Raw genomic sequence first — 26128 nt, forward strand, 5'->3', positions numbered from 1 at the left:
CCTCCTACCATAGACCTTGATCTTTATCGTAAAGCTTCACTAATCGATTAGCCGTAAATACAAGGATGAAACCGACCACCGAAGTGAAAAAGCCTGCAGCTGTCCCCAGCTCATAATCCATAGCCACCAGCTTACGAAGCACGAAGGTATCGAGAATATCTGCAACTCCCATCGTCGGCGCTGTCGTCAAATTATAAATTTGATCAAAGCCTACGTTCAGGAAGTTCCCGATGCTAAGCAGCAGCATCGTAATGATGGTTGGCATAAGGGAAGGAATCGTAATATTTTTGACTTGATGCCATCGGCTTGCGCCATCCACAATGGCTGCTTCATACAAGCTCGGATCGATGCCAGCCAATGCGGCAAAATAAATAATCGAGCTCCAACCAACGGTTGCCCAAATATCCGAGAGAACGACGAGACCGTAAAACTTGTTCGGATCAGCGACCCAATTGATGGGTTCGAAGCCGAGCATCTTTATTATCTCATTCATGGCACCGTCTGCGCTAAGAAAAGTAAACAGCAAACTGGCGAGAATGACCCACGAGAAAAAATGCGGTAAATATGTCACTGTCTGGATCGTTCGTTTGAACCACGATTTGCGAACCTCATTTAATAATAAGGCCAGAACAATTGGTGCCGGAAATACGAAAACATACTTTAGAATTGCAATCACTGCGGTATTCCGAAGAGCTGATAGAAAACCCGGGCCATTAATCAGCTGTTTATAATGATCCAATCCAGCCCACGGACTTGCCCAAATGCCTTCCAGAACTCTGTAATCTTTGAAAGCGAGCAGTAAGCCGTAAATCGGCACGTATCGAAATAAAAGAAATACCAGAAAGCCCGGGAGGAACATGATGATCAATGCCCTGTGTGTTTTGTAGGATTTCAGCAGTTCGCTCAAATCGACCCCTCCTTTTGTTGTTTGATCTGCACTCACTGTAACGCCGGTATCCATTTCAATGCAATTACCATTAATTCGATTGCGTCAATCAAGCGTTTGTCGTGGCTCAGCCAGCGTAATTGACAGGTCGTTATCCGTTTTTCGGCGTGTATTTCTGAAAGCGTTGACATAAAATTGATGTGCATTTAAGATAGACTCAACATTAACATTCAGTCATGGAAGAGAAATGAGGTATCAGATGCGATTAACACAGCTCTCTCAGTGGAAGCAGTGGGCAGGACGACAATGGCTTGCAATTATTTTGCTACTCTCGCTAATTCCGATTGTCTTCTTCGGTACGATCCTGTATTGGACAGGTACGAAAATCGTAGAAGCTGAAGTGGAACGTTCTTCTCAACATTCCATTGTTCAGATGAAAGATCAGATGGATTTATTGACCTTTCAAATCGAACAATTTTCCAATCAATTTTCGCTGCAAACGAATGTGACCGAATTGCTGAATATAGGAGCCACTCCATCAATCGGTTCCCTTCCGTTAACGACAAGCGTCGTGAATGATCTCTCCATGTTTGCTTACTTATTAAAGTCCATAGATTCCGCCTATTTATATCATGTTGCCCAGAATACCGTCATCTATCAGGAAGGCGTCACGACATTCGGCAGCTCGTCTTTTCCAGATACGGGGTGGCTGGATACCGTAAATAAAGCCGCTGCGGCAGGCAGTAAAAGCTTCTGGATTGCACCGCGCACAATGAATAATAATGTCGGCCAGACTGGAAAGACCCTGTCATACGTTCGCATCCTGCCCTATATGAATAATGAGATGAAAGCTGTTCTAGTCATTAACGTGAAAGAATCGTATTTGCTTGAGCTTCTGAAAAATTTCCCTTTAGGCGAAGGCGAAGGTCTATTCATATTTAACGAGAACAACCAGTTGATTACAGCCACCGACACCAACATAACGCTGCAACCAGTGGAGCTCGCGAACATAACCCGATTGTGGACGAATAGCAACTATGCATCGGCCACTTCTCGCATGCAACAGCCTGATGCGTTCGTCACCTACAGTCACTCTGACAAAAATAATTGGACTTATGCGTTGCTCGTCCCGGCCAACATGCCGGTGAAAAGCGTCCAGACCTTGAAGCAAATTATCATCATGACAACAATCGTGCTTTCTTTGCTTGCGCTAATTACTTCTTATTTCAGCTTTCAACGTATTCAAAATGGTGTGCGTCAAATTCTTTATCGATTGAATCGAAGTGTGGGTGATATCCATGCGGAAGAAGGGGCGGTCAGCCCTTCCGTTGAAATGAAAATCGAGCAGATCGAACAGCGGATTAAGAAGCTCATGGAGGAAAATTACGATTACAAACAAAAGCATCTCGAACAAAACGCGGTTATGCGCAACAGCTATTTGCAAGCGCTCTTGCAAGGTCAAATTAGAGGGGGTAGCGCTCAAAATCCAGAACTTGCGCCACAACTGCCGAGCTCCTTCACTCATCCTCATTATTCGGTCTTTCTTATCGAAATGGATGCTGTCGAATCCAAATCATTTCACGAAAACGATGAGCCCTTGTTTTTGTACGCTGCCGCTAATATCGCGAAAGAACTACTTAGTGAAATGACGGCAATCGAAACGGTTTTGATTCCTAAGCAAGCGGTTGCGATTTTGAATATTCCCGAGACCTTATTAGAACGGAATTTGCAAGAGGCCGCTGAAACACTTCGACAAACCATCTTGAAAATTTTGAAGCACTCCGTCACGATTTCCGTTGGCCGTATCGCCCACACATTGGACGAGTTGCCTGATACGTTCATGGAAGCAACGCTGACGCTGCAGCGCCACTGGCTTGGCGATGGCAATGAAGTCATTTTACCGGGTGGAACGATTCGTGCAGAAGCTGCTATCGCTCATTATCCGGCAGTATGGGAAGATCGCCTCTTTCGGTATATTCGCTCAGGCGACAAGCAAGGGGCCAGAGAAGCCTTGCAGCATTTTAATGACGATTTGAAAGCGCAGCATATTCCTTTTAGCCAATTGAAAACGTTCTGCCTGCAGCTGCTGGTTTCCGCCATTCGGATCTTCGGGAATGAACATGATGTGCTCGACGGACGTAAATTGTATGATGAATTTATGCGATTGAGCAACTGGGACGAAATGTCGGAGTGGATGTTCGGGATTCTTGCGGATTCTTTACCTCAAATGATCGAGAAACTGAATAAGCGCCAGAAAGAAGATATCGAAGGCAAAATGTTTAAGATCATCGAAAGCAGATATGCACAAGACTTGTCCTTACAAATGATTGCGGATGAATGCGGCGTGAGCACATCCTACCTCAGCGAATTGTTCAAAAACCGAGTAGGGATCACATATATCCAGTATGTTACCAATTATCGCGTCGATAAAGTGAAGCATCTTCTGCTTAACACCGAGCTAAATATGGCCCAAATCGCTGAAGCTGTTGGATATTCCAACGCGCCGCAACTCATCCGAGTGTTCAAAAAGGCTATTGGCACGACACCGGGAGAGTTCCGCACAAACCAAAAATCCCTGTCCGGGTAAGGACAGGGATTTCTTCTATGCTCCTTTAGTACTACTGTAACAAACGCTTCAAAACCGTTACTGCTTCTGCACGAGTCGAGATGCCTTGCGGATCAAACTCGTCTGCTGTAGCCCGCAGCTTCATGCGTAATGTGCTTATCACTTTGTGCCTGGTTGTTTTTATTGCAGAATCGCTTTGGCTACGATTGCAAGGTCTGTAATATCAACCTTTCCGTCTTTATTAACATCCGCCTTCGCATTCCAACCCGCCTGATCTGGTTGTTTGCCGTAAGCCCCAGCAACGATAGCCAAGTCTCCAATCGTGACACCGCCTCCATTGATATCTGCGGATATTCGCTTGGAATCAAACACTTGAATTGCTGCTTCCAATGCGGCTTTCGCACTATCCACCTGCTGCTGAGCGGCATTCGGATCGTTTGCGGTCGCTCTGGCCGTATCGATTGACGACTGCAATTGCGCTTTCGCTCCAATTGCATACAAACCGTCTTCGGTTCCTTCCACTGCAGTATCGTACTTAGCCTGAGCGTTCGCGATTAATGCACTCAGCTGCGACTTATCCACTGGGATACTTATTTGAACCCCGCTTGTAGTACCACTAATAGAGAGTTCATTCCCATCTTGGTTAGCAATGACAACATCGCTTACAGAGATTGTCGTATTCGCTGCAGAGGCTGAAGCTTTCGTTGTAAATTTGAATGACATGACATCGCCTTGTGCAAGCACGGCTCGTGCCGCCGCTAAGCTGGCTGCAAGAATTCGGACTTGACCCGGCACATCCTCGTTATGGTCAATGATTTGGAATCCGTCTTGGAGTGATGTAACCGATACAAATTGCAAAAGCTCCGGGTCAAAGTGAAGCTTCAAATCTTGTGCATACACTTGCTGATACACACTTTGCGTTACGTTACTCAATCCCATCGTTAGATCAAAAGTTTGACCAGGGACTACCTGCTGCGGCCCAGTTAAAGTAGCTTGTGGCTGTGCAACAGATCTGAATGTCACACTTATCGTGTGATTACTTGTAACATTGGAAAACGTATACTTATTGTTCGATACCGTCGTATCGATACCGTCTACCGTGAACGTGTCGATCATATAACCGTTGTCTGGCGTAAATGTGAACGTCTGATCTATTCCTTCTGTCACAGCTACGCTGCCGCTTGGGCTAATCGAACCGTTGCTGCCGGCCGTTGCCGTAATCGTGTAGACCGTAGGTGCAGGAATATTGACAAGCGATAGAATTGAGCTATCAAGAGTCGCTTTAGCATAATCTACTTGTTGCTGTGTTGCATCTAAATTACTGTTTACATACTTTGCATCCGCCAGAGCTTTCTGGAATGGCAAAAGTGTATCAGGCGTGTAAAAGTTATTCAAGAGTGCTTCTGCACTGCTAATTGATGCTAGCAGGGAAGTCCTATTGGCAACAAGCAAAAGTGAGCTTTGGGTTCTATTTAGTTCCGAAACTTTGAAACTGATAACATAAGGTTTGGCATCTCCATCGTTTTTGACAGTAGTTGCATGCGCTATGGCTGTTGCAAATACTTCCCAGCTCGCAGGGGTGTAATCACTTTGTGTGAGCGCAGGAATCGCATGAAGTGCAGTTATTAGCGCAGTCTTGTCAGCAGCTGGTACAAGTGCAGCTTTCGTGTTATTGATGGCAGTTACTTTGGCATCAGCATTAGCTTGTGTTGCAGAGGGGTCATCAGCTACAAGCCTTCCGTTGGATATGGCAGTCTGATACATGGCCCAACTGGAGGTGGTGTAATTGCTAGCTGTTAAAGTTGATGCTTCTGCAATCGCCGCAAGCAGTGCAGTCTTGTCAGCTAACCGTTGAAGACCTGCCTTTGCAGTGTTTATTGCTGCTGTCGCAGCATCTACTTCGGATTGCAATGCGTTACCGTTAGCATTGACACTCTGTCCATTCGTTACGGCATTTTGATATGCTGTCCAGCTAGCAGTCGTGTAGTCAGAAGGATTTAATGTCGCTAAAACTAAAATTGCAGTTTGCAGAGCGGTTTTGTTTGCCAAAAGCACATTTCTGAGTTCGCTTATTGCAATGTCGAGTTTTTGTAAAGCGAGACCCGCTTCTGCTTGCGGAATGTTAGTAAGGCTGGTTAGACTGGTTGCATCATCCCACGCCTGCTTGAACAGCGCCCAAGTTTCGGAAGTGTAATCCGCTTGGGAGTGTGCCGCCAAAGCAGTATCAAGCAACTGTTGGTAAGCAAACTTATCAGCATACTGATCTAACGGAGTTGTTACTTTTAGATTTTTAACGTAGTAATATTTTGTGCCTGCAGCCCATTTTGACAGTTGCAAAGATACCTTTGTGATACTATTTCCAGTAAATGCACTAGTGGGATATGCTGCAGCACTGATTATCTTTGTACCGTCAACATAAGAATCGAATTTTTTGTTGACTGTATCAATAACCATCCTAATGGTATACCATGTGCTGCCGGCATACGAAGTTGTTGTATTCGTATGAGTGGCGCCAATATAGTAAGCAAATTTTGCTGAGGGTGTATTATTATTAAAATTAGTCTGAGCCAATGAGTTCGTATCATTCATAACGCTGTTATAGGCAACAAACGTCGTATTGGCAGACGCCATAGCATCAAAGCTAACCTCAATGGTTTTACCTGAGACGGCAATCGGGAAATCAATACTTGTGCCTCCACTATTACTTGCCGTAGTTTTTGTAAACTTAATATTGCGAGTTCCGTAAGTGTCTGCACTAACCGAAATGTTGTCGCTTGCAGTGGAAACAATGGTCGCACCGTCTGGATTGTTTATGGTTGATGTTACCGCTCCAAGCTGATATTTGCTCAAATCTAGCTTAAACCAGGTATATGGAGTATCTGTTGCCACAAGTCTTGACTGTGCACTTTGTAGGTCTGCTAAAGCGCTATCAACATCTGACTGTCTTGCGCTTGCATTTTTATCAACATTCTTTGCACTGCTGATGGCATTAGTGAAGACATCCCAAGACGAGAGAACATAATTACCCTTCCAGTTTGTCTTCTCAAATGTAATTGCATTTGTAATCGCAGTTTCAAGTGCGGTCTTATCAACAATCGATGCCAGGACTAGTCCGTTTATTGCGTTAATAAGCGTTGTAGTAGCAGAATCGACTTCGATCTGTGTTGAGGCTTGGTTGCTATTAACATTCTGTGCATTTGCAAGAGAACTCGATAGATTTGCCCAAGTTCCAGCCGTATAATCTGTCGAAACGAGTGACTGTGCCGCTGTAATTTTCGCTTGAAGTTGAGCCTTGTTAGCTCGTGCTGGAGCGGAGGTTCTTACAGCGATATTCTTAATGTAAAAACTTGTAGAAGTAGCATCAAATCTAGCTTGCCCAATGCTAATATCTGTTAAAGTATTCATATTGGTAGCTGTAGAAAAAGCAAGACCCTGGGCATACATCACCCCGTTAACATAGATATCGTATGTCTGTTTTTGCGTATTCATAATGATCTTGAGATTGTGCCATTCGTTTACTGGATATGGCAATACATTAGCTAGGTTAGGTGAGCCAACTGGATAATAGGCAATCTGTCCTTTATTATGATAAGCTTGAGCCATTTGATTAGGGCCACTCATTGGAGTTAATGTATAGGCTATGACATCTGAATTTGGCTGTTTAACATCTGCGCTGACCTCAATCAGTTCACTTGGATTTGTAGAAACAGGAACTTTAAAGGTTGTGTTAACAGATGCGGCTGATGTCTTGCTCAGTTTAAGTGCCTTTTCTCCGGTTCCGGTTCCATCGTCAACGACCTCGACTTTTGCTTTTGAAGCATCGAAAGCTACTGTCGCGTTGTCCGGATTGTTTGAAGTTTGTGTTACCTGTCCAAAATCATACTTATTTAAATCTACTTTATACACGTCATATAGCACATAATAGGACCATGGCGTAGAAATCAGAGGATGCTTGACACCACTAACGACCTTTTCCCAGCCTATCGTATATGTCAGCTTTCCTATAACTGATTTATCAATCTGTTTCGGAAGATTACTGTATACGGTAAGTCCATCATCTGTTAACAGTTCTGGCATCTCCTGAAGCTGTCTGGGCGCACCTAAATATACCTTGCCTTGAGTGTCAGCCGTTCCAGAAACGACTTGACCGTTCCATTTTACCGAAATCTGCTTGCCAGCCAAGCCGTTGCCCTCAATATAGAGTTGAACGTAGTCGTCATTTTTTACATCAGCTAACTTAGAAGTTTTTATTGCCAAAGGATAGTCTTGATCTGCAGAATCAGATACACGAAGCTCACCATGGACAAGCGGGCAGTCAAAACGACTGTGTCTGTAGTTTTCCTGCACACCGGCATTTTTCATAATCTCAAGTGCCTCTGGTGGATAATTGGAGCCTGTTACATAGGTGTTATCTAGTATAGACGCTGTGCCAGGTTCGTTTGGACTTGCGCTGCTTGATACACTCGTTTGGTTGGAGTAGTTGTTATGGATTTTATTTTGTACATGTTTAACGAGTATAAATTTCGGTGTATTTTGTATTACGTTATTATATACATCGTAGTAGTTGGAGCCTTCATCGAAATAGAGCGAGCCATATAAATTCTTTTGGTCTAATATATAGTTTTCGCTTATAATTGTCGGTTTAGCCCAACCACCAGCACCGCTGGCCTGAGACTGACTGCCAAGGGTATAGATCGCGCCTGCATCTATTAATACTTCCATGCAGTCATGAATGTAGTTGTACTGGTATCTGTTGTTGCCCATTGGGGAACCTGTAAAGTTTGACCACATACCCCAACCGTATCCCATGTGCAGTCCTGCATAGGGGATATTAAAGATTTCGTTATGAGAAACATCGGTTTCTGTAATTGTAGCAGCGCCAATTGCGGCAGCAGAAAAGTATTGAAGTCCAATATCATGAATTGTGTTGTTAATAATATCGTTATTGGACTGAACATATCTAAAGTCCCAAGCTGCCGCTGTATAAGACGGATATGCAGGGTTTCCTGCCCATGCGGTGTGTGGAAGATAGAAGTTTTTAGGGTCTCTTAAGTCAACATCACCAATTTGAATTGCTTGTGCGCCAATATTATAAAAATGGCTGCCAACAATTAAATTGTCTTTGTTTCCTTGATGCATGTACACAGCTGCATTTCCGAATTGCTTAAATTCACATGAGTCGAACACGATGTGTTGAGTTGCGTTGAGATAAATATTACCTCCAGTTGCTCTATCACCGTCTTCACGGGTATAGTTATTCTGCGCATCAGATATACCGAATTTATTAGGTCTTAACCATGTGGCATCACTAAATGTTATGCCTTCAAATTTAATATCTCTAACTGGTTGGTCAATATTGTCACTCTCAATTTTTATGAGGGTTTCAAGAACAGGAACAACTACTTTGGCTGTGGACATATTTTCGCCATTAAGTGGTTTGTAATAGAATGAATATGCATCTCCGCCGATCGCTCCTGTTTTATCTAAATACCATTCGCCAGGAGAATCAAGGAGCTCATAAGCATTTTCAATCCACTTTGGAGCGCCGCTTGCGGAGGAAGCGCCTTTTTTTGTGGCGTTAGTCCAGCCTGGTTCAGACATTGTAAGTAAAAGTCTTGATGAATTATTGGGGTCAACCGAAATGTGATCCACGATGGTACGGGGTGCTGTCCACAACGCAAAGAAGACAAGCTCCATACTGCTTTGGTTCTTCCAATTAAGCATGCTCATATCAGTGGTATAGGCACCTTTTGAATCTGAAGCGCCTCCTTGAAGTCCTCCAACACTACGGGCGCGCGTAGCAACATTACCATTGACATAAAGCTCACGAGTATCAACAGGGCTGCCAAACGTCGCTTTATAAATTCCCTTGCCCGCATCAAAAAGCGTCCAACCAGTCAGTTCACGTCCACCGCTGATGGTAACAGGCTCATTATTATAAGGCATATAATTTATTGTGAATCCATTAGTTGCAGAATCTTCTTTTGTAAATGTTAAGGTCTGGTCTTGGTAATATGTACCCGCTCGCAAGTATACAGTAATGTCACTGCTCATGTTGTCATTCATAGTTCTGACTTTGTTGCGGGCAGCAGTAACAGTTTTAAGTGGCTGGTCAATTGTACCGGGATTACTGTCGTTTCCACTAGGTGAAACATAAATCGAGGCTCCCGAAACAGAATTTGCGGTACCACCGGAAGTCGGATTCGTTGCGTAAGCAAGAGGTAAATTCACATATACCGCCAAAATTATCGTCATAATGCTCGCAATTAGTCTCTTCATACTCTTTTCCTCCCCTTTTGAATTAATTTAGATTTGCTGCGGGACACAACATATTAATTGGAATTTTGTAATTCCCCCTCCTTTCGAACTCGATCAATCTAAGGTTAAATTTAGTGTTAAGTACGATTGGATTGCAATTATCAATAATTCGTTCACGAAGGCGTCCGCTGCATGGATTTTAAAGCAATTATCAATTTTTCGGAGTCTTGGCGTGAATATATTCCCAACACAAAAGCGCTCCCTTCCCGTCACCTTCCGAACAAACGTTTCTCATAAGGACCTAAAAAGAAGACATCTCCCACAAAAAAATGGGATAGATGTCTTCTTTCATTTTGATCCTACCGCCGACCTCATTGCAATCTTTGAATCAACCAATAAAATGCCAGCACAAAGATAAGGCATGACGTTGAAATCATCATTTTACGATACCATGGGAACTTTCGCAGCCAAATCAATAGGGGAAGCACAAGGCATAAGACCATTATCTGGCCTGTTTCCACACCTAAATTAAATGTCAGGAGAGAACCAATCAGATTGCGCTTTGGAAGCCCTGTTTCAGCCAAAGCACCGGCAAAGCCCATGCCGTGAATCAGGCCAAATAAAGCTGTCAATATCCAGCGCCATTTCGCCTTTTGAACAAACATATTTTCCACTGCCACATAACAGATCGTCAGGGCAATCAATGCTTCGACCCATGACGGGATGACATGGATGCGGCCCGATGCCACCAAGAACAGTGTAATGCTATGGGCGATGGTAAAAGCAGTAACAATTTTCAAAGCCTCCTTGAGGCGAGATGCGATTAATACCAAAGATAACAAAAACAGCAAATGATCATAGCCAGTCAAAATGTGTTTGATTCCAAGCTTAAAGTAATCCCACAAAACAGCCATAGTCTTAGGCTGAGGAAGGTTGATTAGCATATCTTGTTTAGTGCTGTCTATAATGTCATTCTGTAAATTTTTCCCCGAATGGATTAAAAGTACATTCGTATGGTCAGACGCTACGTCAAACATCAGATTGTAATGAAGATTGAATCGTTCAATCTCTTCATCTCCGGTAAACGTCAATTGAAACACCACGCCTCTTATGGACTTTTTTTCCACCTTCATTGAAAGTAATTCCATCTTTAAAGGCTTTGAATCCACATCAATACGCAGACCTTTCTGTAAGTACGATACGATACTATCCTTTTGTGAGTCCAATTCCCCGTTCTCCAATTGATTATCACCGGTGGAATCGAAATGTTTCACCAATTCCCCTTCATCAATAAATAGTTCATAGTCAATCGTGTTCCCTTTCACATATAACGTAGATAATCCAGCGTTTGAAACATGCGCAAATGCAGTTGTGGCAGTTCCCAAGCATAACAAGATGATGAATAAGGACAGGAGTAAACGCAGTTTCATAACGTGAGGACCTCTTTTCATAAAATGGACAAAGGAGAGAACAAATTTTTCTCCCACATATGCTGCATAGAGCACCTTTGTTTAGTCAAGTTCGTTAAGGGGATCGTAATTAGCGTGAAGATACGGCGTATCCGGGACTGCAATTTTCTCAATCTGGTCAGCCTTTATCTTGAAAATGTCTTTGCCATTGTAACTGCCGCTTTGGATGGTTCCTGTGACCTTGACCCAAGTATCTTTCGTATAATTCTGAGCCGCTGGGAATTCGATCATGGCCCCATACGGCGCGGCGTCCGCGGAGCAGCAGTTGATGACAAAACGTCCAACGATAAACTCATTGCTCTTCATGTTCTCTTCACGGAAAACAAAACCGCTGATCTCGATTTTTTTACCTATGAAATTATTTTTGAACAAATCAATCGTCGAGAGAATTTCTTTATAAAGAGACGGTTTGACAACGATCAGATCTTTTTTATAAAGATTGATTCCGATCTTAGAGTTTACCTTTTCCCACTCATCGTTGAACATCTGCTCAATCTCCGCATCTGTTCCTGCCTCTGCCGGGAGCGCCGCCGGTCTTGAGGTACCGCTCTTGGGCCGCTCCTGCTTCGCAATGGAGAGATTCATCCCTTTGGCAGAAGCCATAGCGCTGCCTAATGCAGCATTCGGAAGGCAAAAACCGACGAGCAAAGGAAAAACCAATACACCGTAAGTCAACATGTTTCGAACAGCAGATTTAGGAACAGGATGTTCACAGTCGCAGGCCACTCGTTTGCCCTGGTAGATACGAAGGGCTGAATAGCATTGAAAGCAGGCAATGACATATAAGGCAACAGCAGATACTTTGGCGTATATCATCATGCGTGGTGCTAAGTAATACACGAGTGCGTCGGTTTTGGTCAAAAATACGATATAGGACGAAAATCCAAGCAAAATAATCGTACGCAGCAAATAATGCAAGCTCAGCAAGCGATTTCCCTTCATCCAAGGACCTCCCAAAGAAGCGATCCCGCAAGGACGGTAACCGCGATAAGCATAGACAAGACGAGTACGAATTTTGTTTTAAATACGGAGAGCAACATTAAAGTGCTTTTAAAATCCAGCATGGGACCTATCACGAGAAATGTAAGCAAAGACCCCATACTGAAAGTCGACTGAAAGGATGAAGCGACAAAAGCATCTGAAGTTGAGCATAACGACACCACATAGGCGAAACCCATCATAAATATGTGCGAGCTAAGCGGACCTTGTCCGATTGCGACCAAGCTTTCGCGATGCATAAAGATTTGAATGAGAGCGGCCATCATGGATCCGAAGACAAGAAACTTGCCCATTTCAAAAAACTCGTCCGCGGCGTGACTAAAGAGAGTCGTTAATTTACTCCCTTGATGCTGATGCTGATGCTGATGCTGATGTCCTTCCGTAGATGAATGAGAGGACAAGTGTTCTCGGCTGTTGCGAAGAGGGTTGCTTTTCAGAAACCGGTACAACAGCAACCCGATGACAGCAGCGGCGGCAAAAGCAAGCCCCATTCGCGAATAAGCCATGGCAGGATAATTGCGAAAGGCCAAATAAGTGGCGGAAAAAACTATCGGATTAATAATGGGTCCCGTAAGAATGAAAACGACGGCAAGATATACCGGCACTCCTTTCAAAATCAGTCTTCTGACGACGGGAATCATGCCACATTCGCATACAGGAAAAATAATGCCCAATAAACAGGCGAAGATAATGCCCAGTAATGGATTGGAAGGAATCCAGCGACGAATCGTTTCTTCGGAAACAAAGCTTTGTAGTAAGGCAGACAGCAATACACCGAGCAATACGAAAGGGATAGCTTCCAATATAATGCTGATAAAGATGGTTTTGAAAGATTGGATTTGTTCGGTAGTCACAAAGGAAAGTAACGGCGCACCTTTGTTTATAAAAAAGAAAACGATAAGGAGGAAGCAGATTGCCGTTGCAGTGTGAATACTGAATCGAGTATAGGTGGGTGGCATCATCACAATCTCCTTTTAGTAATTCTGACTAGAACATACTGCTATTATTTCAAGCTGTCTAAAAGTGCTTTCACTTGAGGACTAAGGTTTAATGCATTTAGAATGATCGTAAGTGCCTCTGCACGTGTGGATGTGCCTTGCGGATCAAATATCCCATTGTTTTTACCACTAATGATGCCAGCTTCTGCCGCATCTTTGATTTGATTCACAGCATATGAGCTTGCGCTTGCGATATCCGTCAAGTTGCCCTTGGAAACATCTTTGTCCAGCATACTCAAGTTGATAATACGGGATATAATAACGACCATTTCTTCTCGGCTGATCGTTTTGTCCGGCTTGAATGTAGCGTCTTCGTAACCGGCAATTACCCCTGCACTAGCGAGTTTCTCGATGGCGGTTTTAGCCCAGTGACTATCAATATCGTTCAGAACAACCGTTGGATTAGTGCCGCCGTTGATATCGAATATGCGAGAAATGATCATTGCAAACTCGGCACGTGTGATTGAATCATCCGTATGGAATGTTCCATCCTCATAACCATCAATAACGCTCAGTTTCACAAATGTATTTATGGTCTTTTCACCCCAGTGTCCTTTAATGTCAGTCATTTCAACCTTTACATCAGCTTTCTTGGCTTCCTCTACTTTAGAAGAGATCGAATTAACAAGTTTACTCTCATTGACAATATCGCTATTGAATACATGATTATTGTTGTTATTGTTATTGTTATTGTTATTGTTATTGTTATTGTTATTGTTATTGTTCCCATTGTTCCCATTGTTCCCGTTGTTCCCATTGTTCCCATTGTTCCCGTTGTTCCCGTTGTTCCCGTTGTTCCCGTTGTTCCCGTTGTTCCCGTTGTTCCCGTTGTTCGATGATCCCTGAGAAGTTGCACTTACCTGTGTACTCCATTCGCTGACTCCTGCCGAATTCTTTGCTCTAACCCTATAGGTATGGGTGGAGTCTGCTGCAAGACCTGTGTGCGCGAACGGACTTGATTTATCCGTTTGAACAACTCCGTCTACCATCAGGTCATAACCCGCTGCATCAGTTGAATGATTCCAAGTTACGTTAATCTGTGAGGTACTTGCTGCTGTAGCTGTCAAACCTGCAGGTACAGCAGGAATTTTGACCTCATTACCGTTTTGTATTGTAGCCACTATCTGGCTATTGACTGGAAAAAATTCAGTCTCTAATTTCGAATCCACCCGTTTCATCAGTTTTACACTGTCCAGTACAATCTCGGCGGATCCCTGACTTATCGCGTGAAATGGCAGCGTGGCAAGAGTTACATCGCCGCTCTGACCAGGAATGTTACCTTGTTGCGTATATGCAATTTGAATTTTGTTCCCATCCACAATAGGGCCCACTGTAAAACCACTACTTTGAAAGTCATTTTTTAGAAACTCTAAACGGCTTGTATCAAACGATAAATTAACTTCAAATGCGTACATATCACTTAATTGTTTTCCTTCTACCTTCACTTCAAAGTTATTACCCACCGATAGGCTTGGCTCCGTGATGGAAAGCAAAAAGCTCGGGCTAGTGCTTGCATGGATGAAGGAATGAGGAAGCATCAACATGGTCAAAATCAACGTCAGACTGAAAGCGAGAAGTTTTTTTAACATGAAAGTAGTCCGCCTTTTACAAATTGGTTAGTATATTTGGCCATATCGGAACAATAGGGGGAGATAAGCTCCCCCTTTCATAACCGATCAATCCTCAATAATTCGTTGGCATATTATTTCAACATCGCTAAAGCTACGATTGCTAGGTCTTCAAGGCCAACCATACCATCTTTATTTACATCCGCTAGCTCATTCCAGCCCGACTGACCTTGGGCTTTCCCGTAAGCTGCTGCAACAATAGCCAAGTCTCCAATCGAGACTCCGCCTCCATTGATATCTGCGTTTATTCTCTTTGTTTCGAACACTAGTATGGCTGCTTCCAATGCGGATTTCGCATTATCCACCTGCTGCTGAGCGGCATTCGGATCGTTTGCTATCGCTTTGGCCGCATCGATCGCCGACTGTAATTGCGCTTTGGCTCCAATCGCATACAGGCCATCTCCATTTCCTTCCACTGCTGCATTGTACTTAGCCTGAGCGTTTGCGATCATGGCTGTCAAAAGGGACTTGTCGACAGGTGTACTAATTTGTATCTCATGGGATGCTCCACTGACCTGCAGTTCATTCCCCTGTCCATTGGCAATCACAACATTGTCGACAGAGATTGTCGTCATATAGGTTGCCTGAGTCACAGATTTGGCCGTAAATTGGAATGAGAGCAGATCGCCTTGGGCATACACGCTCTGGCCCACGGTAGCAGCCACGATCCGGACTTGTCCTGGCGCAATCACTTTTTGATCGATGATTTGAAGTCCTGCTTGTAATGATGTAACCGAATTGAACTGCAAACTCACAGGATCATAGCGAAGCGTCAAATCTTGCCCATACACTTGCTGGTATACGCTTTGCGTAACGTTGGTCAATCCCATCGTCAAATTGAATGTATCGCCGGAATTCACCTGTTGTAAACCAGTCAAGGTAGCCTGAGGCAGCGAATTTTGACCGCTGATCGTAATCGTAGCTGCACCTTTTACACCGCTGCCATCTATAGCTGTCGCAACTACTGTCACTGCTCCATTATCTACCGCTGTAAGCAATCCATTCACATCGATCGTCGCTTTATTCGTTGCCGAGATTCCATTGGCGTCGTAAACGCTCCAGGTTACGCTTGGATTAGCGCCCGCCGGCAATACGGAAGCCTGCATTTGCAGGGTACCTCTGTATTGTTCGATGGAGGCGCTGCCGCTTACGCTGCTAACCGTAATGGATAGAGGGCCCATGACCTTCTCAATTTGAGATTTGTCTAGCGCGACGCCAAATACGCGAACGTCGTCAATAGTTCCTTTGAAATTTTCGCCCCCACCCTCTGCAGCTCCAAGCACAAAATTAACAGCTGATGTTTTAAGCGGTCCGAGGTTGGTGGTATTGCTGGCTACTTGAACACCATCCAAATATATCTTCAATCCTGCAACTTTATCGTAGGTAGTTGCTAAATGATGCCACTTGTTATCTTTGTAATTCGCCCAGCCACTGATAGGAACACCTATAAAGCTTCCTGCACTTGAAGGCCAATAGGTGACACGCGGGGCTCCACTAGCACCAGACAACTGAAAGATCATACGTCCATTGTGACGGAAGAGATTTTCATTGACGAAGCTGCCAGGCGGTTCAGTCGTTTTGAACCACATCGTCACGGTCTGTCCTTCCGTTGTAAATTTTGCAGATGGAAACTCAACGCGTTGATTAGTAGTAGAACCCATATTAAATTCAAGTGCTCCGCCGAACCTACCTTGAGTCCAAACCGGGTTATTAGACGCAGTTCCCGTGATCCCGTTGCCTGAGGAATCGGCTACGGTCGTCCCAGGAGTCTCGTCGAACTTCCACCAGGCTATTGGTGTTTGCGATGAATCATTAATTGCAATCGTAGCGGAACCTTGTACGCCGGAGCCATCGTTGGCTGTCGCAACCACCTTCACGGTTCCATATTTCTTCGTCACAAGTAATCCATTTGCATTAATTGTCGCTTTATCCGTAGCCGTGACTCCATCCGCTTCGTAGACGCCCCATGCTACACTGCCGTTTGTTACATTCGCAGGCAGAACAACAGCCTGCATTTGCAAGGTTGCGTTCAGGTCGTTGATCGTATTGACACCGCCTGCGCCACTAACCGTGATGGATGTAGCGAGTACGATCGGTTGGTTGCTATTTGTAATCGTTGCGGTACCTTGTATGCCGGTGCCATCGGCGGCTGTCGCAATCACCTTCACGGTTCCATTGTTCTGTGCCGTAAGCAATCCGCTCGCATCAATCGTCGCTTTATTCGTGGCCGTGACTCCATTGGCCTCGGTAACACTCCATATTACACTGCTTTTTGTAGCATTCGCAGGCAGAACCGCAGCCTGCATTTGCAGTGTGCCATATGGATCCGTAATCACATTCGAACCGTTTGCGCTATTTACAGCGATCGATGTAACAGGTACGGCAGGATCTCCATAGATTTGAATTTCAGCTAACCCATTATTAGGAGCTCCCGTGTTTCCAGTTGCTTGGAACTTGACCCAGCCGACTGTTTTATCCGGGAATATGACCGTCTTAGCAGCACCGTTCGTAGCAATACCCGTTACAGGAATACTGCTGCCATCGCTGAAAGATAACGTGCCATTATTCATGTTATCGCCAGTATTTGCTCGGTCATAAAGGACTACTTTATTAATCGTATAAACAGTGTCCAATTGCAGTTTTATCCATGGATTCGCTTCACCCAATGATGCCCATTCACTGCTGACTATCCCGTCAATTGCATATTTCGCGGCATAACTTGCGTTAAATTCGCTGGATACCGTTGCTGTTGCAAGATTTGCTATGCTCTGACCTGTAATCGTAATGTCTGCGGCGCCTTGTATGCTTCCGTCAGCGAGGGATGTCGCAATCACCTTCACGGTTCCATTGTTCTTTGCCGCAAGCAATCCGCTCGCATCAATCGTCGCTTTATTCGTGGCGGTGACTCCATCGGCCTCGAAGACACTCCATGTTACATTCTTGAATGTTGCATCCACAGGCAGAACATCAGCCTGCATTTGCAATGTCCCACTCTGGCTAGTGATCGCGTTCACACCACCTGCGCCAGTTACATTGATCGATGTTGCAGGCGTTCCTGCCCCGTTGAAGTATACTTGAAATTCAGACAACCCGTTATTAGTTCCCGTGCCGCCAGTTGCCGTGAACTTGACCCAGGTAACGGATTTTTCCGGAAACGTGATCTCCTTGGAAAGACCGGTCCACTCCATCCCAGTAACAGCAATACTGGTGCCATCGCTAAAAGATAAAGTGCCCGCATTTACGTTAGAGGTCCAATTAAACCGGTCGAAGAGAATGACTCTATCAATCGTTTGGCTAGTGGGCCATGTCAGCTGGATCCATGGATTCACTTCAGTCGAAACCCATTCACCGCTGCCATCCACTTCGATTACCCCGTCAGTTGCTTTAGAGGCAGTACTTGTTCCGGTGGATGCGGTTACAGTTGCATTAGCTGCTATGTTTCTGTAGCTTTGACTTGTGTCTAGCAATTCAAACGATGTAATGACAACTCTTTCCGAAACTTGCAACCTTATCGTATGGGTGCCTTGGGTTAAAGCTACGTTAGTTGAAGTTGTTTTGTTATTCGGCCCCCCCCATTGACCGGTACTCGGCACTGCTGTTGTGTTTTGATAAACACCATCAACAAGTAAATTAATGTTAACAGTACCACTGTCATATCTACCTGTCTGGTAATTTAAACGGTAAGTTCCTGTTTTCTTTACATCAACTGAGTAGTCCACCCATGTGTTTGCTGGAAGAATACCTGTCCCCATGGATCCCATGTATACAAAGTCGTGCTTGGCAATAATGTTTACAGCATTCACCCAGCCAGGCACGGGTACTGTGCCTACACTATAAGTAAATACTTCTATATTATAAGTATCCGTCTTCCCGCCCACATTAACAGTTAACGTCTGACTCGGCTGAACCTTACTGGTATTAAAACCGCTTATGTTGTTTCCAGTTATGGACTCCGTTTTTGTAGTGCCATCACTGTAGGTGCCAGTAACGGTCATACCGGTAATATCAATTCTGTCATCAATCCAATATCTCAGCTTGTTTGGCAACTTTGTAATTGCAATACTTACCAATTTAGCGGCAGAGGTTTCATTGGCAATCGCCTTGATCTGATCGATAGTCAAAGCTTGATTGTAGACCCTAACAGAATCTATAAGGCCATTGAAGCCCGTCTTGCCGCTGCTGTCTGCACCTATGAACGTCCCCGTTGTAGGCGTATCAGGCGTTGATGTATTATTCGTTATCGGCGCGTTGATTCCATTGATCGTAAGTTCCCAGGTGCCGCCTCTTCTTACCGCCGTAATATTGGTCCATTGTCCCGCCGTCAAAGCCGTCTGAGATCCAAGAATCGTCTGACCGTTGCAGACGATGGACACCTTATCGCCTTGGGCATGATCCAATGCGATGGAATAGCCATTGGTAAGGCCATCGCCATTGGCCAATATGACCTGAGAGCCTGAGGTTGCACCATTCCACCTCACCCATGCGGTCAGGGTTACATCGTCCGTTTTAGTCGATACAAGGCCTGCACTTGCATAATTGCCGTCAGCACCGTTAAGGCTGAGTGAAGCTAAGCCTTCCATTTTATTTGCCGTATCAAAGGCAGCATTCCCTTGCAGGGTTGCATTGAACCCATTAGGAATAGTGTCGCTGCCATCGTTGTTGAATCCCCACATCGTGCTGTAGTTGGCGGGTTCGAGAATCTGTAATTTATCCAGGTTGACTTCTACTGCGTTGCTCTCTCTTTTTAAGGCGATTTTGTTAGACGGACCCGGTTTCAGATCAACAGCTACATCCACATCGCCATAGGTACCCGTTCCTCCGGTTGGCGGAGCATTAATCGTCTGTACCTTGTATCCATTTACGTATACCCCCATCGAAGCATTGGCAGCAGCTGCTGCATAACTGACTTTCAATATTTTTTGACCGCCGGATGCGCCTCCGTCAACTCTGAGCATCTCTAGATAGGCTCTTCCATCCTTCATATTGACAACCTTGCCGCCAGACGCATTGACATCATCGGAATTGGTTGCGTAAGTGAATGACCCCTCTTCAGCTTCGTATATACCGGTTGTATTCGGTTGTAATTGTATTGTTCCATTCCAAATCGTGGATTTGGTATTGAAGTCTCTGCCCCTGATTTGCACCTTGTCGCTATACACATCAAAGATTAAACCCTGATTGTTCACAATAGCTCCATCTCTTATGGCAGAGAATTTATCACTATATAAATTACCTTCGATTTTAACATCATCATGAATATGCCCTGTTACAAACACACTTTGGGGATAATTCGCCAAAATATCCTTTACTTTATACATCGACTGTGGATTAAGTCCCCAATAATCATTCGTTGGATACGTTTGTGATGCCGTTGAATCTAATGGTTGATGCATGAACAGAAAAATCGGCTTGCTTGGGTCGGCATTTACAGCAAGTGTGTCTCTCAACCAGTTGATCGTCTCGTCCGTATAGCCCGCCGGTTTAATCTCAGCACTTAAAAAAATGAAGTGATACCCATTGATCCACTTATCATAGTTTAAGCTTGGCGCACCTGTCTTCGTTAAAAATCTGTTCTTCGATATCTTGAAATCATTTTCGTAGTCATACTCATGATTGCCCATTGTGTAGTAGACTGGTGGATGAGGTTTTGAATTCATCATACTCATGACAGCGTCATATTCACTGTCCGTTTCGTTATTAGTTATATCTCCGGCTACAGCTATTAAACTTACATTATTAGCAACCGAGTCATCCAGCGCTTTGGATAGATTCGTTGTATTATCATGTATGTCAGATATGGACATAAAGCTGAAGATAGGACCTGCTGGTGTTTGATTTACTGCTTCAGCTGCGGAGCTATTGGACTGTAAAAGCAAATCGACAAGACCAGTACTGCCTGCTAGGGCTATAACGATCATAGACATTGATAGAAATGACTTTTTGATCCTCTTCATGAAAGACATTCGATGTACCTCCCTAATTATTTAAATAATACCTCGGAAACCAGTAAACCTAATATGACTAAAATTAACCATTCACTACCTTGTTCACCATACAGTACACCCATTAATATGGATCTAACTTTTCCATCAGATGACCTTCTTCTTTAGAACACTCGGACTTGTTATCCCCCCCAATTACAGATGCGATATTCTTTTATCGGATGAAGCAACACTTTAAAAATGAAGTTTATTAATCGCAGTATAAGCATTGCTAACGATTTAATATTAAATTCTCAGTTGTACATTGAGTATCCTAAAAATATATACATTTATCCCGAAAAGTGAACATTTACAATATCCTTAAAAAGAAATGTGGGAATACTTTACATTTATATATCGACGACAAAAAGGGGAGATAAGCTCTCCCCCCATTTCATTGCCGATATATTCCTTGGTATCTTACTTAAACATCGCTAAAGCTACGATTGCAAGGTCTTCAAGGCCAACCTTGCCGTCTTTATTTACATCCGCTAACACATTCCAACCCGGCTGACCTTCTTGTTTGCCATAAGCAGCTGCAACAATAGCCAAGTCTCCAATCGAGACACCGCCTCCATTGATATCTGCGTTAATTCTCTTTGTTTCAAACACTTGTATGGCTGCTTCCAATGCGGCTTTCGCACTATCCACCTGCTGCTGATTGGCCTTCGGATCGTTTGCTATCGCACTCGCCGCATCGATTGCCAACTGTAATTGTGCTTTGGCCCCAATCGCATACAGGCCGTTTCCATTGCCTTCCTCGGCTGCATTGTACTTAGCCTGAGCATTTGCGATCAAAGCAGTCAAAAGGGACTTGTCTACAGGTGTACTAATTTGTATCTCGCGGGAGGCTCCACTGACCTGCAGTTCATTCCCCTGTCCATTGGCAATCACAACATTGTCGACAGAGATTGTCGTCATATAGGTTGCCTGAGTCACAGATTTGGCCGTAAATTGGAATGAGAGCAGATCGCCTTGGGCATACACGCTCTGGCCCACGGTAGCAGCCACAATCCGGACTTGTCCTGGCGCAATCACTTTTTGATCGATGATTTGAAGTCCTGCTTGTAATGATATAACCGAATTGAACTGCAAACTCACAGGATCATAGTGAAGCATCAAATCTTGCCCATACACTTGCTGGTATACACTTTGCGTAACGTTGGTCAATCCCATCGTCAAATTGAATGCATCGCCGGAATTCACCTGTTGTAAACCAGTCAAGGTAGCCTGAGGCAGCGGATTTTGACCGTTGATCGTAATCGTAGCTGCACCTTTTACACCGCTGCCGTCTATAGCTGTTGCAACTACTGTCACTGCTCCATCATCTACCGCTGTAAGCAATCCATTCACATCGATCGTCGCTTTATTCGTGGCCGAGATTCCATCGGCGTCGTAGACGCTCCAGGTTACGCTTGGATTAGCGCCCACCGGCAATACGGCAGCCTGCATTTGCAGGGTACCATTTGGATCCGTGATCGAATTCGCACCGTTTGCACCATTTACATTGATCGATGTTACAGGTACGGCCAGGTCACCATAGATTTGAAATTCAGATAAACCATTATTAGGAGCTCCCGTGTTTCCAGTTGCCTGGAACTTGACCCAAGTGACTATTTTATCCGGGAATGTAACCTCCATTGGGGCACCGGTCGTACTAATACCCGTTACATTAACACTGCTGCCATCGCTGAAAGATAACGTGCCTCGATTTATGTTATCGCTAGTATTTGGTCGGTCGTAAAGGACTACTTTGTTAATCATACAGGGGGTGTTCCATGTCAGCTTGATCCATGGATTCGCTTCACCCTTTGATGCCCATTCACTGCTGACTATCCCATCAATTACATTTCCTGCGACAAAACTTGCGTTATATTCGCTGGATGCTGTTGCAGTTGCATTATTTGCTATGCTTTGGCCTTGAATAGTAATTGTAGCGGCACCTTGTATGCTGCCGTCGGCGGCGCTTGACCCAATCACCTTCACGGTTCCATTGTTCTTTGCTGTAAGCAATCCGCTCGCATTAATCGTCGCTTTATTCGTTGGCGTGACTCCATCGGCCTCAAAGACATTCCATGTCACATTTTTGAATGTTGCATCCACAGGCAGAATATCAGCCTGCATTTGCAATGTCCCACTCTGGCTAGTGATCGCATTCACACCGCCTGCGGTAGTAACATTAATCGATGTTACAGGCGTTCCAGCCCCGCTGTATAATACTTGAAATTCAGACAACCCGTTATTATATGTCGTGCCTCCAGTTGTCGTGGTGCCTCCAGTTGCCTGGAACTTAACCCAGGTCACTGTTTTTTCCGGGAACGTGACCTCCTTGCCATAACCGAGCTGATAACCGAGCTGATCCATTCCCGTAACATCAATACTGCTGCCATCACTGAAAGTTAAAGTGCCGGCACTCACGTTAGCATTAGCAGTCTTTCGGTCAAACAGGATTACTTTATTAATCGGTTGGCTGTTGTTCCATGTCAGCTGTATCCATGGATTCTGTTCAGACGATACCCATTCACCGCTGCCATCCACTTCGATTACCCCGTCAGTTGCATTAGAGGCAGTACTTGTTCCGGTGGATGCAGTTACAGTTGCAGTAGGTGCTATGTTTCTGTAGCTTTGACTTGTGTCTAGCACTTCAAAGTTATAAATGCCATATTTAGTGCCCTTTACTTGCAATCTTATCCTATGGATGCCTTGGGTTAAGGCTACACTATTAGATGAGGAGAATACATTGGTAGAAATTGTTTTCTGCAAAACACCATCAACAATAAAATCAGCTTTATCAGCAGCATTAGCAGATAAATTTATTTGGTAAATTCCTGTTTTTTGTACATCTACTGAGTATTCCGTCCATGTGTTTGCTGGATGGGCAAGTGCTTGTGCACCAATTGCAGGTGCTGTTGCAACAACTAAATGAGATACATCGTCATGCTTTGCAACATTGTTTATGACTTCGACCACTCCAGGCACGGGTACTGTACCCACCTTTACACTATATACATCTATCGTATAAGTATCGGTCTTCCCACCCACATTAACCGTTAACGTCTTACCTGTTTGCACACCAGCATAACTGGTATTAAAACCGAGGACGTTGTTTCCAGTTATGGTCTCATTCTTTGTAGTGCCATCGCTGTAGGTGCCAACAACGGTCATACCGGTGATATCAATTCTAGAATTTACCGGATATCTCCGTCTGTCTGGCTGCTTTGTAATTTTGATACTTTCCAATTTAGGGGTAGAGGTTTCATTGGCAATCGCCTTGATCTGATCGATAGACAAAGCTTGATTGTAGACCCTAACAGAATCTATTTGGCCATTGAAGCCCATCTTGCCGCTGCTGTCTGCACCTATGAAAGTCCCCGTTGTAGGCGTATCAGGCGCTGATGTATCATTCGTTATCGGTGCGTTGATGCCATTAATAGTAAGTTCCCAGGTGCCGCTTCTTCGTACCGCCGTAATATTGGTCCATTGTCCCGCTGTCAAAGCCGTCTGCGATCCAAGAATCGTCTGACCGTTGAGGACGATGGACACCTTATCGCCTTGGGCATGATCCAATGCAATGGAATAGCCATTGGTAAGGCCGTCGCCATTGGCCAATATGACCTGAGAGCCTGAGGTTGCACCATTCCACCTCACCCATGCGGTCAGGGTTACATCGTCCGTTTTAGTCGATACAAGGCCTGCACTTGCATAATTACCGTCAGCACCATCGATGCTTAGTGAAGCTAAGCCTTCCATTTTATTGGCCGTATCAAAGGCAGCACTCCCTTGCAGGGTTGCATTGAACCCATTAGGAATACTGTCGCTGCCATCGTTGTTGAATCCCCACATCGTGCTGTAGTTGTCGGATTCAAGAATTTGTAATTTATCCAGGTTCACTTCTACTGCGTTGCTCTCTCTTTTTAAGGTGATCTTGTTATAAGCACCCGGATTCAGATCAATAGCTACATCCACATCGCCATATGTACCCGTTCCTCCGGTTGGCGGAGCATTAATCGACTGTACCTTGGTTCCATTTACGTATACCCCCATCGAAGCATTGGCAGCAGCAGCTGCATACCTTACTTTCAATATTTTTTGACCGCCGGATGCGCCTCCGTCAACTCTGAGCATCTCTAGATAGGCTCTTCCATCCTTCATATTGACAACCTTGCCGCCAGACGCATTGACATCATCGGGATTGGTTGCGTAACTGAATGAACCGTCTTCAGCTTCGTATACACCGGTTGTATTTGGTTGTAATTGTATCGTTCCATTCCAAATCGTGGTTTTGGTACTGAAGTCTCTGCCCCTGATTTGCACCTTGTCGCTATACACATCAAAGATTAAACCCTGATTGATGCTTGTAATAGCTCCATCTCTTACTGCCGAGAATTTCTCACTAAATAAATTACCTTCGATTTTAACATCGTCATGGATATGCCCTGTTACAAACACACTTTGGGGATAATTCGCCAAAATGTCCTGTACTTGTTGATTCGAATCTGGTAGAAGCCCAAGATAGGTACCAGGGGTACCAGTGGTATTAATTGGATAGGTTTGTGATGTAGTTCTATCTAATGGTTGATGCATGAACAGAAAAATAGGCTTGCTAGGGTCAGCATTTTGAGCAATCGTGTTACGCAACCAACTGATCGTCTCGTCCGTATAGCCGGCATATCTTACATCAGCACTTAAAAAAATGAAATGATAGCCATTGATCCACTTATCGTAGTTAATACCTGGCGCTCCCGTTTTCGCTATAAATTTGTTTATGCCTGCTTTGAAATTATCCTGGGGATGGTAGTCATACTCGTGATTACCCATTGTGTAATAGACTGGAGCATGAGGTTTGGATTTCATCATATTCATGACAGCGTCATATTCACTATCCGTTTGGTTATTGGTTAGATCTCCGGCTACAGTTATTAAATCGACATTGTTGGCAACCGAGTCATCCAGTGCCTTGGATAAATTCGCTGTATTAACATGGATGTCAGATATGGACATAAAGCTTAAGATAGGATTTCCCGTAGGGTTTAGTGCCTCAGCTGCGGAGCTATTTGACTGAAAAAGCAAATCGACAAGACCAGTACTGCCCGCTAGGGCTACAAGGATCAGAGACATTGATAGAAATGACTTTTTGATCCTATTCATGAAAGACATCCTTTTTACCTCCCTAATTATTTAAATAATACCTCGGAAACCAGTGAACTTAATACAGCTAAAATTAACCACTCACTACATTGTTCAACATGCTGTACATCCATTAATATGGATCTTGCTTTTTCATTCGGATGACCTTCTTTTTCAGAACGCTTGAACTTGTTCTCACCCCCCTCAATTCTTCAT

The 26128-nt window shown here is 44.3% G+C and carries 9 protein-coding genes; 1 reads left to right on the forward strand and 8 read right to left on the reverse strand.

Annotated features, from left to right (window positions below):
• Positions 1–4 precede the first annotated feature (4 nt).
• Positions 5–907, reverse strand: a complete 903-nt coding sequence (locus tag J2Z65_RS20145; RefSeq protein WP_240159930.1) for an ABC transporter permease — start codon at positions 905–907, stop codon at positions 5–7.
• A gap of 238 nt (positions 908–1145) precedes the next feature.
• Here J2Z65_RS20145 and J2Z65_RS20150 point away from each other — a divergent pair, with 238 nt between their 5' ends.
• The gene (locus tag J2Z65_RS20150; protein ID WP_167064752.1) at positions 1146–3473 is read left to right on the forward strand and encodes a helix-turn-helix domain-containing protein; all 2328 of its coding nucleotides are present in this window, start codon (positions 1146–1148) and stop codon (positions 3471–3473) included.
• 159 nt (positions 3474–3632) lie between these two features.
• Here J2Z65_RS20150 and J2Z65_RS20155 read toward each other — a convergent pair whose 3' ends face one another.
• The 7 genes from J2Z65_RS20155 to J2Z65_RS20185 form a co-directional block, all read right to left on the reverse strand.
• On the reverse strand, positions 3633–9731 hold the full coding sequence (locus tag J2Z65_RS20155; RefSeq protein ID WP_209856037.1) for a dockerin type I domain-containing protein: 6099 nt from the start codon (positions 9729–9731) through the stop codon (positions 3633–3635).
• A 350-nt stretch (positions 9732–10081) separates the two neighbouring features.
• Positions 10082–11140, reverse strand: coding sequence for a HupE/UreJ family protein (locus J2Z65_RS20160; RefSeq protein ID WP_167064760.1), 1059 nt, complete (start codon positions 11138–11140; stop codon positions 10082–10084).
• An 81-nt stretch (positions 11141–11221) separates the two neighbouring features.
• Positions 11222–12121 carry a TIGR03943 family putative permease subunit gene (locus J2Z65_RS20165; protein WP_167064763.1) on the reverse strand — a complete coding sequence of 300 codons (900 nt, stop codon included), beginning with the start codon at positions 12119–12121 and terminating at the stop codon, positions 11222–11224.
• Positions 12118–13137, reverse strand: a complete 1020-nt coding sequence (locus J2Z65_RS20170) for a permease (RefSeq protein WP_167064787.1) — start codon at positions 13135–13137, stop codon at positions 12118–12120. The genes J2Z65_RS20165 and J2Z65_RS20170 overlap by 4 nt, the downstream gene beginning before the upstream one ends.
• 44 nt (positions 13138–13181) lie before the next feature.
• Positions 13182–14765 carry an S-layer homology domain-containing protein gene (locus tag J2Z65_RS20175; RefSeq protein WP_167064766.1) on the reverse strand — a complete coding sequence of 528 codons (1584 nt, stop codon included), beginning with the start codon at positions 14763–14765 and terminating at the stop codon, positions 13182–13184.
• A gap of 113 nt (positions 14766–14878) precedes the next feature.
• Positions 14879–20767, reverse strand: a complete 5889-nt coding sequence (locus tag J2Z65_RS20180; RefSeq protein WP_209856040.1) for a DUF7402 domain-containing protein — start codon at positions 20765–20767, stop codon at positions 14879–14881.
• Between the two features lie 438 nt (positions 20768–21205).
• Positions 21206–25942 (reverse strand): DUF7402 domain-containing protein, encoded by a 4737-nt coding sequence (locus tag J2Z65_RS20185; protein ID WP_209856043.1) that lies wholly within the window; start codon positions 25940–25942, stop codon positions 21206–21208.
• Positions 25943–26128: the final 186 nt, after the last annotated feature.

Origin of the sequence: Paenibacillus aceris (assembly GCF_017874035.1) — a bacterium.
In the GTDB taxonomy this organism is placed as follows: domain Bacteria; phylum Bacillota; class Bacilli; order Paenibacillales; family NBRC-103111; genus Paenibacillus_E; species Paenibacillus_E aceris.

Excerpts from the sequence above, each read along its gene's own strand:
- J2Z65_RS20150 (WP_167064752.1), top strand. The coding sequence starts at position 1,146 with ATGCGATTAACACAGCTCTCTCAGTGGAAGCAGTGGGCAGGACGACAA.
- J2Z65_RS20155 (WP_209856037.1), bottom strand. The coding sequence starts at position 9,731 with ATGAAGAGACTAATTGCGAGCATTATGACGATAATTTTGGCGGTATAT.
- J2Z65_RS20160 (WP_167064760.1), bottom strand. The coding sequence starts at position 11,140 with ATGAAACTGCGTTTACTCCTGTCCTTATTCATCATCTTGTTATGCTTG.
- J2Z65_RS20165 (WP_167064763.1), bottom strand. The coding sequence starts at position 12,121 with ATGAAGGGAAATCGCTTGCTGAGCTTGCATTATTTGCTGCGTACGATT.
- J2Z65_RS20170 (WP_167064787.1), bottom strand. The coding sequence starts at position 13,137 with ATGCCACCCACCTATACTCGATTCAGTATTCACACTGCAACGGCAATC.
- J2Z65_RS20175 (WP_167064766.1), bottom strand. The coding sequence starts at position 14,765 with ATGTTAAAAAAACTTCTCGCTTTCAGTCTGACGTTGATTTTGACCATG.
- J2Z65_RS20180 (WP_209856040.1), bottom strand. The coding sequence starts at position 20,767 with ATGTCTTTCATGAAGAGGATCAAAAAGTCATTTCTATCAATGTCTATG.
- J2Z65_RS20185 (WP_209856043.1), bottom strand. The coding sequence starts at position 25,942 with ATGTCTTTCATGAATAGGATCAAAAAGTCATTTCTATCAATGTCTCTG.